General features: G+C 66.1%; 9 protein-coding genes. All 9 read right to left on the bottom strand.

Translation table 11 applies throughout. The features are described from left to right. Nucleotides 1–5 precede the first annotated feature (5 nt). Nucleotides 6–1,802 carry an SIP domain-containing protein gene (locus ACIHFB_RS27165; RefSeq protein ID WP_400128287.1) on the bottom strand — a complete coding sequence of 599 codons (1,797 nt, stop codon included), beginning with the start codon at nt 1,800–1,802 and terminating at the stop codon, nt 6–8. Between the two features lie 107 nt (nt 1,803–1,909). Further along, the gene (locus ACIHFB_RS27160) at nt 1,910–9,382 is read right to left on the bottom strand and encodes an amino acid adenylation domain-containing protein (RefSeq protein WP_400128173.1); all 7,473 of its coding nucleotides are present in this window, start codon (nt 9,380–9,382) and stop codon (nt 1,910–1,912) included. Nucleotides 9,383–9,485: 103 nt separating this feature from the next. Continuing rightward, nucleotides 9,486–10,376, bottom strand: coding sequence for an ABC transporter ATP-binding protein (locus ACIHFB_RS27155; protein ID WP_400128172.1), 891 nt, complete (start codon nt 10,374–10,376; stop codon nt 9,486–9,488). Further along, nucleotides 10,373–11,482, bottom strand: a complete 1,110-nt coding sequence (locus ACIHFB_RS27150) for a FecCD family ABC transporter permease (protein WP_400128171.1) — start codon at nt 11,480–11,482, stop codon at nt 10,373–10,375. The genes ACIHFB_RS27155 and ACIHFB_RS27150 overlap by 4 nt, the downstream gene beginning before the upstream one ends. After that, complete coding sequence (locus ACIHFB_RS27145; protein ID WP_365282854.1) at nt 11,479–12,477, bottom strand: iron chelate uptake ABC transporter family permease subunit; 999 nt, start codon at nt 12,475–12,477, stop codon at nt 11,479–11,481. Before ACIHFB_RS27145 ends, ACIHFB_RS27150 begins: the two co-directional genes overlap by 4 nt. Before the next feature lie 44 nt (nt 12,478–12,521). After that, nucleotides 12,522–13,505, bottom strand: a complete 984-nt coding sequence (locus ACIHFB_RS27140) for an ABC transporter substrate-binding protein (protein WP_400128170.1) — start codon at nt 13,503–13,505, stop codon at nt 12,522–12,524. 41 nt (nt 13,506–13,546) lie between these two features. Continuing rightward, nucleotides 13,547–15,412, bottom strand: coding sequence for an SIP domain-containing protein (locus ACIHFB_RS27135; protein WP_400128169.1), 1,866 nt, complete (start codon nt 15,410–15,412; stop codon nt 13,547–13,549). Between the two features lie 520 nt (nt 15,413–15,932). Continuing rightward, nucleotides 15,933–16,346 (bottom strand): aspartate 1-decarboxylase, encoded by a 414-nt coding sequence (panD, locus tag ACIHFB_RS27130; RefSeq protein ID WP_365282857.1) that lies wholly within the window; start codon nt 16,344–16,346, stop codon nt 15,933–15,935. Nucleotides 16,347–16,418: 72 nt separating this feature from the next. Beyond that, complete coding sequence (locus ACIHFB_RS27125; protein WP_365282858.1) at nt 16,419–16,694, bottom strand: MbtH family NRPS accessory protein; 276 nt, start codon at nt 16,692–16,694, stop codon at nt 16,419–16,421. Nucleotides 16,695–16,703: the final 9 nt, after the last annotated feature.

Raw genomic sequence — 16,703 nt, 5'->3', positions numbered from 1 at the left:
TCAGGTCACGGCGCCAGCACTCGCAACGTGTTACCCCATCCCACGAGCGGCGTCGCGATCACTTTCAATCCGGCGCCGGCAATGACCGCCTCGAGTTCGTCCTCGGTGCGGTATCCGGACCCGTGGAGCGTCAACCGCAGAATGTCGAGTTCTGCGTCGTGTTCGTCCAACTCGTCGAGATCGAGAGTGTCCTCCACCAACAGCACCCGGCCACCGGGGCTCAGGCTCGCAGCGGCCCGCTGAAGAATGAGCTTCGCCTCCGCGTCACGATACTGCCCGAGCGTGTCGATGATGAGTACGGCGTCCGCGGGTTCGGTCTTCTCGAACACCGACTGCTCGACAATCCGTATCCGGTCGCGTCGCGTCGCGTCCGCGATGCTGATCGGAATGTCCCTGCGGAACCAGTCCGCCGCGGTGGGGAGCGCCACGATGGTCACCGTCGCCTCCGGATGCCCCGCGGTGAGGTAGTCGGCGTGGACCACCGCACCAGCTGCGTGGACAACCACCTTGCCGACGCCCCCGAGTACGGGTGACTTCGCGAGCGGCTCGGCGAGTACCTGCGCGAACCGGGACTTGTTCTCCAAACGCTTGTGCTCAAAGGTCGCATCGCTGCGGAGGGCGTCCCAGTCTTTGCCGGTCACCGACTCCAACACCGGATGATCGTGGCGGACCGCCGCTTCAAGACCGTGGAAGGCCTGCGACATGCGGAAGTCGACCCCGCCGGAAACCAGGTGATCGAGCACGGACTCGTTGGTCAGGAACTCGCCGGTCTCACTGAGCTTGTATTCATCGCCTTCTTGTTCCAGGAGTTCGATCGCCTGCAAGTACCGCAAGAACTTCGCCAGGGAGCGTTCGTTCGCGCCGGTGTGCAGTGCGAGCGCGGGTACGGTGCGCACCCCGCGGCTGATGCAGTCGGCGATGCCTAGATTCGCGGCCACCCGAATCGCCAACGGCGGAAGCAACTCGGACATCTCGTGGAACTTCTCGAAGGCCTCGTCGTTGCGCTCGGGGTCCGGCATGGCGGGGTCTTCGTCCAACGCCACAACCTCTGCGCGCCGCCAGTAGCCGGTGAAGTCGATGTCGGACTTGTCGACACCGCGCTCCTCGACGAGGTACCGCCGCAGATCACGTACGACGGACTGTTCCCCGGCGAGCCAGGCGAACATCGAGCCCTCTCGCCGGCCGCCGGCCTCGCTTACCGCCCGCAGCAGCAATGGCTCGGATCCCGCTGCCAGTCCGTTCCGCACGACCCAGGTCACCTCGACACCGGGGCGTTCCGGGAAGTCGATCCGGTGCGACTCCTCGGCCACCTCGATGTAGACCTCGGCCTGTGCATCGTCGGGCAGTTCCCCGAGCAACCGGTCGATCGCCGGGATGGCCGTGTCGTCGCCGACAACGAGGTACCAGTCGTAACCTTCGGGCCGCCTGGTGGAGACCGAAGGTCCCCCGACGTGGAGGCGATCGCCGGGCTTCGCCCGGTACGCCCACGTCGTCGCGACGCCCACACCGTGTTTCACGAAGTCGAGGTCGAGCTCGCGAGCCTGCGCGTCGTAACGTCGTACCGTGTAGACCCGCCACAGCGCCGGCGGGTCGGCCGGCCACCTGTACTTGCCGTCCTTGTAGACCGGGAGCACGGGCTCGCTCTCGCCGGGGTACGGGAAGATCAGCCGGACATTGTCGTCGAAGCCCTCGCTGGCGAACTCGGGGAAGGTCGTACCGTCGCTTCCGGTGAACGATCCCAGCTGATCACCGGTCAGGGTCACACGGCGCATCCCGGGAGTGACGTCGACAACCCGCGCCACCTCCAACTCCCGCAGGGCAATGGTGTGTACGACGCTGGGGCGGGCGCGACGCGGCACGGCGACTCCTCATCGAGCAGGTCAGAATCAAGACCTTAGCATTGCCTAACCTAACGAATTTCCGCTGCCAGAGCTTCTCGGAGATCGGTGACCACTTTTTCCGCGAAGCCGAGGAAAGTGATCGTTGTCGTGTCCGGGGCGATGTGATACCGGACAATCGCGCGATACAACTGCTCGGTGCCCTCTGGGGTTGGTGACCCGCTGTCCGGCCCATAGACCCGCGTGAGGATCACCGGGGGAGAGGGGGCACGCCGCAATGCTCGGCGTCCGGCCTTGTTGTGGTAGCGCAGCAGTGCCAGCTCGGCGGTCCCGGTCGGCTCGGCCTCGTCGAGAGCGATGGTGGCGGCCGCGGTGAACGGACCGACTGACATCGTGTTGTCATCGGGAGTCAGCTGGACATCTTCGTCGACCACGCCGCCGATCAGTGGTGCGATTCCTGTCGAGTGGAGCGCGTTGCGGATGGCTTTTCTGACGACGCCTTCGGTGAGGGAGCTGTCCCAGCGGAAGGTGGAGACGGTGGCATGAGCAAAGGTGGGTACGTCGATCGTCCGGGCTCGGGCGAGAAGGCCTTTCCAGCGATCGAGGCCGTCCGTAGCGACCGCGTCGCCGGCTGCTTCGATGGCTTCGAGCGCAGGGACGAGCGCTGGTGGGCGGGACACTTCCACTACACCGGACACTGCCTGCTGAAGTGCCTCCGCCAGACGGTGCAGCGAGGCTCGGTCGACGGTTGCCGCGTGGACGGCGAGCACTGCAACCGTCTGTTCGGGGTTGTGTGTGAACGCGAGGGCAGCCGGGCGGCCGGTCGAGATGTCGATGAGATCAACGGCGGCCGACCTGATTGCGTCCACGTCGACGTTCGTGTCGGCGGTCAGCTCCACGGTCTGGGGCTGGACTCTTTCCGGAGGTAGGAGGTAGGTGAACCAGAGCCGCCGGCCGGTAGCGTCAACCGACAGGCGAAGCGCGTCCGTGTTGGCGACGAGTGAGCGGAAAGACGAGGCGACCGATTCGCTCGTCGACCGCGCGGGGAAGTTGATGAGCTCGGTGAAGACGTACTCGTCGGGCGCGGCGTCCGCCTCGCGCAGGCGCTCGAGGGCAGCAGAAGTCGGCACAAGAACCGGCTCGGCCGAAATGGCGCCGTGCGTCGACGGTGCAAGCAGCGCGGCGAGGGCGCCGATAGTCCGTCGCACGAACACCTCGGACAGTTTGAACGTCAGATCGTGCTCACGAGCGCAGGCAACGAGTCGTGCCGCGGAAATGCTGTCGCCACCCAGGCGGAAGAAGTCGTTGTCCACGCCGAGTTCGACGTCGTCGCTGAGGTGCAGTACGTCGCGGAACATGCCGGCGAGGGCGATCTCGGTGTCGGTTTCCGGCGGCCGGCCGTCGGCTGTGCCGGCAGCCAGGCTCGGTTGCGGCAACGCGCGGCGATCCAGTTTCCCGTTCGCCGTGACCGGGAATCGGTCCAGGCGCAGGAACGCCGTGGGCACCATGTAGTCCGGCAGCGACTGTGCGAGATGCTCGCGCAGCGCGTCGAACAGCACCGCGTCCTCGGCCGTCGTGGCACTGGCCGTGGTCACGTATGCCGCGAGGTACTTTCCGCCGGCCGGGTGATCCAAGGTGGCGATCGCCGCACCCGACACTCCTGGATACTGTTCGAGGACGGCACTGATTTCGCCGAGTTCGATGCGGTATCCGCGTATCTTCACCTGATCATCGCTGCGACCGAGGTATTCCAACTGCCCTCGGGAGTTCCACCGCACCACATCGCCCGTGCGATACAACCGTCCGCCCTCGTCACTGAACGGATCAGCCACGAATCGGTCAGCGGTCAGGCCCGCCCGAGCCACATATCCATCCGCGAGTTGTACCCCACCCAGGTAGAGCTCACCTGCCACACCGACCGGCACCGGACGCAACCACGCGTCAAGAACACGCGCCGTCGTATGCGCCACCGGAACACCGATCGGCACCCCCACCGCATCGACGAGCTCGGCCTGAACCACCGGGTGAGCGGTCACATCCACGGCCGCCTCCGTCGGCCCGTAGAGGTTGTGCAACTCCGCGTTCTCGAACAGCGCGACGGCACCGGCCGCGGGCGAAACGGGCAGTGCCTCGCCGGAGCAGAACACTCGTCGTACCGAACCCACCGATGTCCGGCCCGGGTCCGCGGTGAGGAAGGCCTGCAGCATCGACGGCACGAAATGAGTGACCGTCACCGCACGACGATCGATCACTTCGAGCAGATACTGCGGATCCTTGTGCCCGCCCTCCTGCGCCACGACCACCACTGCGCCGGTGACCAGCGGCAGGAAGAACTCCCACACCGACACGTCGAACGTGAACGGAGTCTTCAACAGCACCCGGTCCGGCGCACCGATCCGGTAGAGATCACGCATCCACCACAGTCGGTTGACTATTGCTCGGTGAGTGATCTGAACGCCCTTGGGGCGTCCGGTGGTGCCGGAAGTGAAGATCACGTACGCGGCATCCGACAGGAGCAGCGGACGCGAGACCCGCGGTGGGTCGATCACGCCGGCATCGAGGTGTCGCCGCACCGATTCGTCGTCGATGAACAGGATGTGCACAGGATGATCGGTGAGCACCTGATGGTGAACACCGGCGGTGTGCCGGTCTGTGATCACCGCACGTGGTTCGGCGTCCGCAAGAATGTGCTTGACGCGTTCGGCGGGGTAGTCGGGGTCGATCGGCACATACGCCGCCCCGGCACGGATCACCCCGGCCAGAGCGACAACCAGATCGGCCGAGCGCGGCAGTGCGACCGCGACCCGATCCCCGACCCGCACGCCCTCCTCAACGAGGAGGTGGGCGAGAGCGTTGACCCGCGCATCAAGGTCGCCATAGGTAAGTTCAGTGCCGTCATCAGCGATGACCGCGACCACGTCCGGGCTCGCCGCGACCTGCCGGCGCACCAACTCGTCAAGAGTCGCCCCGGGAACATCGAGCGTCTCACCACACGACCACGCATCGAGTTGTCGCGACTCCGGTGCGGGCAACAGGTCCATGTCACCGACCCGCGCCTCTGGACCGGCAGCGATCGTCTCCATCACCGACTTGAAGACGGCGACGAACCGCTCGGCGGTAGCACCATCGAACAGATCGGTGGCGTAAGAGAGTTTCCCCTTCAGATCGTTGAGCGAATCGAAGATGTCAAGGTCGAGATCGGTCTTGACCGCGCCTACCGCCGCGGGACTCGGTGTCGTCGTGACATTCCCGATGCGCAGGCCATTCACGCGGCGCCTGTCAGCGACGCGGTGGGTGAGCATGATCTGGAAGAGGGGGTTACGGCCGACGGATGGCTCGGTGCCCAGCGCACGGGTGATTTCTTCGAAGGGTGCGGCCTGGTGCTCGAACCCGCCGAGTACCGCTCGTCTGGTGTTCTGCAGAACGTCGGTGATCGAGTCACCGGCGTGGAACCGATGGCGGATCGGCAGTGTGTTCACGAAGTATCCGACCAGGTCTTCCAGGCCGTCCTCGGTGCGTCCACCGACCGGTGAACCGATCACCACATCGGCACCGGCGCCCAGCGCCGAAACGGTCAACGCGGTCGCGGACTGGAGCATCATGAACATGCTCACGCCCTGCTCATCCGCGACCTGACGCAGGCCGGTCACGACCTGTGGATCGATGGTGAACCGCAGATCCGCACCGCGGTGGGTCGGTGCCACCGGTCGGGTCCGGTCCAGCGTGATCGTGGACTCCTCGGGCGCATCCGCGAGGACGTCACGCCAATAGGCAAGATGCTTGGAAAGCAGTGAACGCGAATCCGACGCCTCACCCAGGACGTCGCGTTGCCAGATCGCGTAGTCCGCGTACTGGGCCCGCAACGGCGTCCATCCCGGCTCCTGCCCTGCGGCCCGCGCCTGATAAGCGGTCGACAGGTCGCTCAGCAGCGACGGGAACGACCATTCATCCACTGCGTGGTGATGTACCGCGACAACGAACACCCAGTCGTCGGCGCCGGCGCGTAGCAGCGCGACACGGATCGGGATGTCGACCGCGAGATCAAACCCGGCCTGCACCACCGCGCCCACCCGCGCATCCACGCCGGCAGCATCCACACCGGTGACGTCCTCGACGGGCAGAGAGAGCCTGTCGGCCGTTTCGTTCGCTGGAACGACGACCTGACGTAGCGTGCCGTCCTTCTCCACCAAGAGCGTGCGCAGCGCCTCGTGACGAGACACCACATCCCGTACCGCCGTGATCAGAACATCAGGATCCAGACCGCCGCCCAAACGCAGCACCACCGGCACCACATACCGCCCACCCGGCCCACCCAACTGATCAATCAGCCAGAGTGCTTGTTGTCCGTATGAGACTGGTAGTGGGGTTGGGCGGGGTAGTTCGCCGATTCGTGTGCTGGATGTTTCGGTGGTAGCGGTGGTGGTGTCGGCGATTCGGGCGAGTTCGCTGATGCGGGGGTGGTCGAAGACGTCGCGCAGTGTGAGTGCGGCGCTGAGCAGTGCGTTGGCGCGTGCGACGACTCGTGCGGCGAGCAGTGAGTGTCCGCCCAGGCGGAAGAAGTCGCTGTCCACGCCGAGATCGGTGTTGTCGTCGAGGTGGAGTACGTCGCGGAAGATGCTGGCGAGGGCGATCTCGGTGGCGGTTTGCGGTGACCGGCCGTCGGCTGCACCCGCGGTCAGGTCTGGTTGCGGCAACGCGTGGCGATCGAGCTTCCCGTTGGCGGTGACGGGGAATCGGTCCAGGCGTGTGAACGTCGCGGGGAGCATGTAGTCCGGCAGCGAGCGTGCGAGGTGCTCGCGGAGTGCGTCGAACGGCACTTCATCCGCGGTGCTGGTCGTGGTGCTGGTCGTGGTGACGTACGCGGCGAGGTATTTTCCGCCGGCGGGACGGTCCAAGACGGTGATGGCCGCACCCGATACCGCTGGGTGTTGTTCGAGGACGGCACGGATTTCACCGGGCTCGATCCGGTACCCGCGTATCTTCACCTGATCATCGCTACGGCCCAGGTATTCCAACTGTCCCTGGGAGTTCCACCGCACGACATCGCCGGTGCGATACAACCGCGCGCCGTCGTCACTGAACGGATCAGCCACGAATCGGTCAGCGGTCAGACCCGGGCGTGCGACGTATCCGTCCGCGAGTTGCACTCCACCCAGGTACAACTCACCTGCCACACCGGCCGGTACTGGGCGCAGCCAGGCGTCAAGAACACGTGCTGTCGTGTTCGCGACCGGTGCACCGATCGGGGTGTTCTCGGCGTGGGTGATGACGGCCGCTGTGCCGTCGCCGGTGACTTCGGTCGAGCCGTAGAAGTTGTGCAGTACTGCTTGGGGTGCGGCCGTTCGCATGGCGGTCGCGGTCCCCGGGGTGAGTGCTTCACCGGAGGAAACCCACGACCGGACCGTGGCCAGCGCCGCGGGTGCGCCGTCCTGGCGGACAAGGACGTCGGCCAGACTGGGCACCGTCAGCAGATGCGTGACACGGTGTCGGACGATCGTGGCGAGCAGACCGGCCGGATCCTGCGCGGTTTCTGCGGGCACGACCACGATTCGAGCACCGGCAATCATCGGCCCGAACAACTCGGTCACCGCATCGACAAAACCCACACCGCTCTTCGACAGCGCCACACTGTCCCGCTTGTAGTCCAGTACCTGCTGACCCCATGCGAGGCGGTTGGCGAGTGCCCGATGCGTGAGGGCCACGCCTTTCGGGTTGCCCGTCGTTCCCGACGTAAAGATCACGACAGCGGCGTCGAGGTCATTCAGCGGCCGCGTCAGAGCAGGGGCGGTTTCCTGACCAGTGGCCAGGTGCTGCTGTATGTCGCGGTCATCGATGCGGAGTAGTGGTGCGGAATGTTCGCCCAGTGCGTTCTTGTGTATTTCGGCGGTGTGTTGGTCGGTGATCACGACGCTGGGTGCGGCGTTGTCCAGGATGTGGTTGATGCGTTCTGCGGGGTATCCCGGATCGATCGGCACGTAGGCCGCTCCCGCGCGCATCACTGCGATAAGCGCCACGACCAGGTCGACCGAGCGCGTCATAGCGATCGCGACGCGGTCCCCGACCCGCACACCCTCCTCGATCAGAAGGTGCGCGAGAGCGTTGACCCGCGCATCGAACTGACTGTAAGTGACTTCGATGCCATCGTAGGCGACGACCGCAACCGCGTCCGGATCGGCCGCAACCCGACGGCGCACCAGCGCGTCGACCGTCACGGGCGCAACATCGAGCGTCTCGCCTCGTGCCCACGTCGAGTCCGGACCATCAACATCGGGTGTGAATCCGGTACTCAGTTCGTGCAGGGTCTGGGCCGGCGACCCGTCGAGGACAGCATTAAGGAAACGGCTGAATTGCTCGGCGTGCAAGAGCGGATCGCTCGTAGCGGATCCGGTGGACAGCTCCAGCCGGATTCCGGAGTCGGCGTGGCGGTAGATCGCGAGGTCGAGTGATCCGACCGGGCCGGTGCTGATCGTTTCAGGGATCGCGTCGATGTCGCCCAGGCGCGGCATTGATTCGAAGAGTCTGATGTTGATCGTCGGGAGTGCGAGATAGGACGCTTGACCATTCGGCCACAAACGGGCAATTTGGTGATCTTCGGCAGTTGCGTGACGGCGGGAAGTCTTCAACTGGCCCGCGACGACCTCAAGAACATCGGCAAACAAGTGATACGGGCTGATCGCGGTGACGACCGGGATTGCCCTTGAGATCGCGCTTGGTGTTTTCAGCGATTCGCGATCGTCGCGCAACATCAGAGGAACCCGGACCGCTACACAATCGCGACCGTCGACCAAAGCGGTGTAGACACCCCACAGCGCGATCAGGGAATCGGTCCATGAAACCCGTGCCGTACGGGCGAACCGCTGAACCTTCGAGTAGGTGTCGTCGGGTATCGGGACGACAACTGGCTGACTCGAGGATACGAAGACTTCCGACAAGTCATCCACCTGGCTGGTGTTCTCGACCCCGAGGACACTGCTCCAGTAGGTGACGTCTACTTCGGCTGCTTCGGCGCTGGAATCGTTGTGCTTGTCGGTGTTCGTGATGTTTTTCAGGGTGCCGAACCAGCGGTCCGGCACCGAATCGCCGGCTTGCGTCGCGGAGTAGACCTCGAAGACGCGGCGGATGAACAGAGAAATGCTGTAGCCGTCAACGAGCAGGATGTTGGTGATCAGGATCCATGCCCAGGTGCCGTTCTCGCGACGGACAAGGGTCGAGTTCGTCGTCGGTTCCCCGGCGGCGGTGGCTGGTCCTGCGGTGAGTTGCCCGCGGGCAAGTACCCGGATCTGGTCGTCGCCGTGGCCGGCGTCGACGATCTCTGTCGTGAGTGTCGTGGTGGTATCGACGTATTGAAAAGGGACACCGTCGTCGTCACCGAAACGAACCCGCAACGCGTCGGTCTCCGCGAAAACAGCACTCACCGAGGACGCGAACAGGGCCGGATCCACCGGGCCGTTCAGCCAGATCAGCTGACCTGCGCAAAACACCGAGGACTCGGGAGCAAGACTCCGAGCCACCCAGTTGCCCCGCTGACTCGCAGTCAACTCCACACGATCGAAAGTCGTCAACGGAAGCACACCCACTTCTCTTGAGACCAGGTCGAGCCGACCGAGGCAAGGGATCACTGCAACTCTAATGAAGGTTAGGCTAACCTTACAATGTCGTTTCGGTTGTAGGTGCCGCTGGTGGGCGTTCACGGCCCAAGGGCACGACTGACGGGGTACCGGCGACCGGATCGGGTACGACGAGGCAGCGGAGTCCGAAGACCTCGTGCACGAGGTCGGCGGTCACGATCTCAGCCGGCGGGCCTTCGGCGACGACATGGCCGTCTTTCATGGCGATCAGGTGGGTGGCATAGCGGGCGGCATGGTTCAGGTCGTGCAGCACGGCGACCAGGGTGTGGCCGACGTGGTGCAGGTCGGTGAACAGTTCCATCAGCTCGATCTGATGGGTGATGTCGAGGAAGGTGGTCGGCTCGTCGAGCAGCATGATGCTCGTGTGCTGCGCGAGCGCCATGGCCACCCACACCCGCTGGCGCTGACCACCCGACAACTCGTCCACCAGGCGGCCGGACAGGTCGGTGACCGCGGTTTGGTCCATCGCCCGCAGTACGGCCTGCTCGTCGGCCTCGGTCCACTGCCGAGTGAACCCCTGATGCGGATACCGGCCCCTGGCCACCAGATCGCCCACGGTGATGCCCTCGGGGGCGATGGAGGTCTGCGGCAGCAGTCCGACCCGCCGCGCCACCTCCTTGGTCTTGAAGGAGTTGATGTCGGCGCCGTCGAGAACGACCTGCCCGGCCGACGGTTTCAACAGCCGGGACAGGCCGCGCAGCAGGGTGGACTTGCCGCACGCGTTCGGACCCACGATCACGGTGAACGACTCGTCGGGGATCGCCACTGACAGCTCTCGGGAGATGACGCGTTTGTCGTAGCCGATCGTCGCCGACTCCACGTGGAGTCGTGAGCCGCTCGGATACGGAGTGGACGCGGGTGCGTCTCCCGCTGCCGCAAGGCCGTTGACGGCGCTGGCGTCGGTGCTCAAAGGTGTCTCCTGGCCTCGGTGATCAGCAGCCAGCCGAGGTACCCACCGCCGAGCATGACGGTGATGATGCCGACCGGCAACGGGGTTGGGGCGACGTGCTGGGCAAGGTAGTCCGCCGTCAGACAGAGCAGCGCGCCGACCAGGGCGGCGGGAGCGAGGGTGATCCCCGCGCTGCGGGTCAACCGGCGTGCGATCTGAGGCGCGACCAGCGAGATGAACGCGATCGGGCCCGACGCGGCGGTGACCGTCGCCGTCAACGCCACCCCCAGCACGATCAGCCCGAGACGAGTTGCTGAGACCCGCACTCCCTGGGCCGCGGCCCCATCGTCACCCAGCTCCAGTTGCCGCATCGGCCGGCTCGACATCGCCGCCAGCAGCAGGAGTACGGCGATGCAGGCGCCGCCGAAGACGACCTGGGCCGAGGAGACGCCGTTGAGTGACCCCGCTCCCCATGCCGCGGCGGCCATCGCCTGGTCCAGGTCGGCTTTGAGGATCAGCCAGGTGTTGAGCGAGGCGAGCATCGACGAGATGCCGATGCCCACGACGATCAGGCGGAACCCCTGCACGCCTCGCTGGTAGGCGAGCAGGTACACGGCGACGGCCGTCGCGGTTCCGCCGATCAGGGCTCCGCCGGCCAACTGCCAGTAGGTTCCGTTGACGAGGAGGATCACGATCAGCGCCCCGGTGTAGGAGCCCTGGGAGAACCCGATGATGTAGGGGTCGGCGAGCGGATTGCGCATCGTCGACTGGAAGAGCGCGCCGCTCACCCCCAGCGCGGCACCGAACACCAGCGCCGCGGCGACGCGGGGCAGCCGCCACTCGACCACGATGTCGTGGACGAGCCCGGTTGTCCCACCGGTCAGCGCTGAGACCACCTGTCCTGGACTGAGCTGGTACGAGCCGGTCATCAGCGCGAGCACAGCCATGCAGGCGACCGCCAGCGCGAGGACCGAGCAGACGATGACCGAGCGCCAGTCGAACCGCACCGCGACCCTCCGACGCCGCAGCACCAGCACGCGCCGCCCGAAGTCCACGCGGCGCGTCCCCGGCGACCAGGCCGTCGGGGAGGAACCAGCTTGCGGATCGAAACCGCTGCGTGCGCTCATAGCCCGCTCGCTTTCTTCTGCCGTACCAGCGCGATGAGCACGGGTGCGCCGACGAAGGCGGTGACGATGCCCACGGGGATCTCGCCGGGCCGCATCACGACCCGCCCGAGAATGTCGGAGGCCAGGAGCAGGATCGGGGCCAGCAGCGCGCTGTAGGCGAAGATCCAGCGCTGGTCCGGGCCGACGATCCAGCGCGCGACGTGCGGGACCATCAGTCCGACGAAGCCGATCGGCCCGGCGATCGCGGTGGCGCCGCCGGCGAGGAGGGTCAGCGCGATGATCGCGAGGATCCGGGTGCGCACCAGCCGGACGCCTTGGGCGACGGCCAGCTCGTCACCGAGGGCCATGGCGTTGAGCGGGCCTGCCACCGCGAAGGCCAGGAGGAGCGCGATCGCGAAGAACGGCAGGGTCGGCCACAGAAGGTCGAGCGGGCGGCTCACGATCGAACCGGCGTTCCAGGATCGCATCGCGTCGAAGGCGTCCGGGTTGGTCAGCTCGAGTGCCGAACCGGCACCACTGAGCACCGAGCCGACACAGAGCCCGGCAAGAACCATCATCACCGGCGATTGGCCGCGTCGGGTCGATCCGAGGACGAGCACCATGAGCGTGACGAGCAGCGTTCCGGCAAAGGCGAACCACATGTAGCCCTGGATGTCGCGGACTCCGAGCAGTCCCACGGCGACTGTCACCGCGAAGGAGGCACCCGCGTTCAATCCGAGGATGCCCGGATCGGCCAGCGGATTGCGGGTCAGCGCCTGGATCAACGCCCCCGAGACCCCGAGCGCCGTACCCACGACCAGTCCGACGACGGTGCGCGGCAGCCGGAAGTCCCGGATCGCGAACTGATCGATGTCGTTCGACGGATGGAACAGGGCATCCCACACCACGGTGGGCGGGATGGCCGTCGAACCGATCAGCATGCTCGCCACCATCAACCCCAGGAGCACTGTGAGCGCGACGGCCAGGCCGATCAGACGACGACGCGGTCCGGACACCGTCCTGGTGCCCGGACCGACAGGTCGTCGCAGCGAGAGATCCGTCACTTCTTGGCGGGGAGGGTTGCCAGCGCGGTGTCGAGCGATTCCAAGTACCGCAGAACGGCGCCGTAGGAGTTGTTGCCGGGGCAGAAGACGCCGAGCGCGTTCCCGGACTTCACGTTGGGAAGCGCCTTCCAGGTGTTGGTCTGGACCACCGGCGCGAAGACCTCTGTCGGCTGGCCCTTGGCGTCGGCGGGGTAGGTGATCACGTCGTACTTGGACAGCTCTGCGATCTTCTCGAAGGGCAGGTTCGTGTAGGCCAAGGGGTCGGCACCGGCGGCCGCCTTGGGGAAGTTCAGGCCGACGTCGTCCTGGGCGATTTCGACGCACCCGATGTCCCCGATGACGAACGTCCCGGGATCGGAGCTCGCGTAGCGGTCGAGATTGACGAACTTGGTGTTCTTGATGACGTCCGCGTACGTCTGCTTCATCTTGGCGACGCGTCCCTCGAAGTCCGCCTTCTGCCGGCCGAGCGCGTCCTTCACATTGCCGGCATCCGCGATCGCATCGGCGAGTGCCTTCCACTCGGTGTCGAGCCCCCAGAAGGCCGTCGGGGCGATCGCCTCGAGTTGCTTCTCGATCTTCTTGAACTCGGCATCGGGAATCTGGACCAGGATGAGGTCCGGCTTGAGGCTGGCGACCTTTTCGAGGTCCACCTCTTCACCGAGGTTCGTGGCTTTCTCGAACGTTGCGCGCTGCGCCTTCGGCAACAAGCTGAGTTCGGACTCGGCCACCCCGGTGACGCCCACCGGCTTGCCGCCCATGTCGATGAACGGCAGGTCCGTGTTGCCGATCGTGACGACCCGCTGCGGGGCGGCGGGGACCTTGATGGCGCCGTTGCCGGCCTTGACGGTGCGGGTCGCGTCAGTCTTGCCGGCGTTGTCGCCACTGTCGTCGGAGCCGCCGCAGGCCGTGAGGAGGAGCGCGGCGCTCAGGATCGCGGCGGTCAGGGCCGCGCCTCGCCGTCTCAGGGGTGTCGTGGTCATGGTTGCGCTCTTCCATTTCTTCTTCATTTAGGCACGGGAGGTCAGTGGGTGTCGGCGGGTACGAGTTCGTGGACGGTGGTGCCCCATCCGACGGTGTGTGTGGTTGTGCGGACCAGTCCGGCGCGAGTGATCACCGAGTCGAGTTCGGCTGCGGTGCGCAGGCCGGAGCCGTGCACGGTGAGGCCGAGCAGGTCTGCTTCGCCGTCGTGCTCGTCCAGGGCGCCGGTGTCGAAGAGTTCCTCGATCAGCAGCACCCGCCCGCCCGGGAGGAGGCTCTCGGCTGCTCGGCGCAGTGCGTGGGCGGCGTCCGGGTCGGGCAGGGCTTTGAGGGCGCGGCTGATGAACACGGCGTCGGCGGCCGGGCCGGGCTCGAAGACGGATTGCTCGACCACGCCGACCCGTGCGCGCTGCTGCTCGTCGGGGATGGCGGCGGGCAGGTCGCGGCACAGCCAGTCGGCCTGGGCGGGCAGCGCGCAGATCGTCACGCGCAGGGCTTCGTGGACGGCGACGAACTCGCGCGCCTGGGCGCCCGCACCGCCGGAGTGGATCACCAGATGCCGGACCCCGGCGAGCAGTTCGGACTTGGCGATCGACATGGCCAGCGCGGACTGGAACTTCGCCAGGCGTTCCAGGTAGCGGTCCTCGTAGCCCTGTTCGGCTCGCACGTCGGCGAAGGTCTGCCCGGTCACAGACGCGTAGGAGGGACGGCCGGTGCGGATCGACTCGGTGAGTCCATGGACGCCGAGCATCTCCCGGCCCACCACCCCGGCAGGGTGCAGAGTGTCGGCCATGAACTCGTTGGTCAGAACCTCGCCGACCGCCGTCAGGCCGTAGTGGCCCGGTTCGGTCTCGGTCAGGATGCCCACAGCGTGCAGGTAGCGCAGCAGCTTGCCCAGCGCTCGCTCATCGCTTTCGGTCCTGCCTGCCAGGTCCGCGACACCGGTGACGCCGCGGGAGATCAGCTCGGGTACGCCCAGTTCGACGGCGGTGCGGATCGCGATCGGCCGGATCAGCTCGGTCAGCTCATGGAGCTTCTCGAACGGCGTGATCGACTTCTCGGGGTCGGGTATCGCCTCGTCAGTCGCCAGGACGACGACCTCGCCGCGGCGCCAGTATCCGGTGAACTCGATGTCCTCCTTCGGCACTGCCCGGTCTTCGACCAGATGGCGGCGCAGATCCCGTACCGCCGTGTGCTCCCCGGCGACCCAGGCGAACGGGCGACCCTCCCACCAGTTGGTGTTCCCGACCGCGTCCCGCAGAAGGCTGGTCGTGCCCGCCTCAGCGCCGTCGCGTACCAACCAGGTCACCTCGACGTGCGGCAGCGCCCGCAGTTCCAGCCGGTGAGCATTCTCGGCGACCTCGACGAACACCTGTGCCCGCGCGTTGTCAGGGAGTTGGTCGAGCAGGCGGGCGATCGCGGGGATCGCAGTGTCGTCACCGGCGACAAGGAGCCAGTCCGTGTCGTGCGGGAGTGCACGAGACGCGCTCGGGCCGTAGAAGTGGATGCGGTCACCGACCTGGGCGCGGTATGCCCAGGTGGTACCCACGCCGACGCCGTGCCTGACGAAGTCCACGTCCAGCTCGCCTGCCTCGGGGTCCCAGCGACGCACCGTGTAGACCTTCGACAGGGGCCGCGGGTTCCTCGGCAGGTCCACGCCCTTCTCCTGCTGCACCGGCAGCACCGGCTCGGCACGGCCGGGGTGACGGAACACCAGGCGGATGTCGTCGTCGAATCCAGGGGAGTCGAAGGCCGGCTGCGGGAAGCCGTTCGCCGAGGTGAACTCGCAGAGTTGCTCGCCGCTCAGCGTGATCCGTCGCATCCCCGGCGTCAGGTCCACCACCCGCACGACTTCGACCTCCCGCAGGGTCAGGGGGTGCACCGTGAGACGGCGTGAGGTCTTCGGCATGCTGAGAGCGGGCCTTTCCGATCTTCTTCCGAGCTGATGAGGCCACGCTCCATCGACGCAAGCCTCGGATCATATTAGGTAACCCTTACCTTAAAAGCCAGCTATGAACACCGGTGGCCCGCCGCCGACTTGGGGAGCACGGTCGCATTCGCCAGGTCATCCCCGCCGTCCGTTGCTGATCAGGGTCATACCGGCACAGCACACGTACGCGTCGACAGCGGCAGGTCCTTCTTCACCCATTCATGGTTGGCCAGTGAGTGCACGACGGCGGGGTCGATGTTGGGGTTGGCAGCCCTCGAAGAAGACCTCCTGGCCGGAGGAGGCGAACACCCGCCTCCGCCAACAGACCCGAAGGAACCTGCCACCAAACCAGTGGTGTCGGGACTCGCCTGCGAAACCACACTGGTCGAGTCGGGTGCCGGTGGCCGGCTCAAGTTCAGTGGGCCACTGCAGTTGCCGGTGTCGAACCATGCCGCCCACAAGCACCCGTTCGCGATATCACCGGCTTGGTGCGGAAGGCTCACCTCACGCGAGAAGAAACCTGATCGTCCGCCCCTGGGACCGGCTCGGCGAGGTCGTTGCCCAAGGCGATGATGCGGTTGGTGGCGTCGACGTGTACGACCTTGGGCTGGTAGCCGGCCAGTTCGGACTCCTCGGCCAGCACGAAAGACATGATGATCACCAGGTCGCCGGGGTGGACGAGATGTGCCGCCGCGCCGTTGATGCAGATGTCGCCACCTCCAGCGGGCCCGATGATGATGTAGGTCTCGAGACGGGCCCCGTTGGTGATGTCGACGACTTGAACTTTCTCACCTTCGGTCAGGCCCGCGGCACGCGCGAGGTCTTCATCGACGGTCAGCGAACCCACGTAGTGCAAGTCGGCCTGGGTGACGGTGGCGCGGTGGATTTTTCCGCCCAGGACTTCGCGAAGCATGTCCGGCTCCTCTTCCTCTATGAGTTGTGCGGGGGGTTCTGCGAATCAGTCGATGAAGTTCGGGCTGCCTTGCTACGCAAGGGCGGCATCGGAGGTGCCGGCGGCCTTGTCGGTGTTGTGTGACTCGTACCGGGAAATGTGATCGCGCAACGACTTCGGGCGGATGTCGGTCCAGTGCTCGTCGATCCAGTCGAGTACTTCCTGGCGCGGTCTGCCGCCGGGTTCGCCGTACGCGATGCTCCAACCGGCCGGCACCGGCTTGAACGTCGGCCACAACGAGTGTTGCTCCTCGCGGTTGATCAGCGCGTAGAAGGAACCGTTGTCGTCGTCGAACGGGTTCTGGGCCATGAGTGCTGC

The sequence above is a fragment of the Streptomyces sp. NPDC051963 genome (genome assembly GCF_044593495.1).
Classification (GTDB): domain Bacteria; phylum Actinomycetota; class Actinomycetes; order Streptomycetales; family Streptomycetaceae; genus Streptomyces.
Note: the sequence above shows the minus strand (reverse complement) of the source record. Positions and strands in the feature narration are given on the sequence as shown.

Bases quoted from the DNA above. Each gene is read 5' to 3' on its own strand.
- ACIHFB_RS27135 (WP_400128169.1), bottom strand. From the start codon at position 15,412: ATGCCGAAGACCTCACGCCGTCTCACGGTGCACCCCCTGACCCTGCGG.
- ACIHFB_RS27125 (WP_365282858.1), bottom strand. From the start codon at position 16,694: ATGGCCCAGAACCCGTTCGACGACGACAACGGTTCCTTCTACGCGCTG.
- panD (WP_365282857.1), bottom strand. From the start codon at position 16,346: ATGCTTCGCGAAGTCCTGGGCGGAAAAATCCACCGCGCCACCGTCACC.
- ACIHFB_RS27150 (WP_400128171.1), bottom strand. From the start codon at position 11,482: ATGAGCGCACGCAGCGGTTTCGATCCGCAAGCTGGTTCCTCCCCGACG.
- ACIHFB_RS27140 (WP_400128170.1), bottom strand. From the start codon at position 13,505: ATGACCACGACACCCCTGAGACGGCGAGGCGCGGCCCTGACCGCCGCG.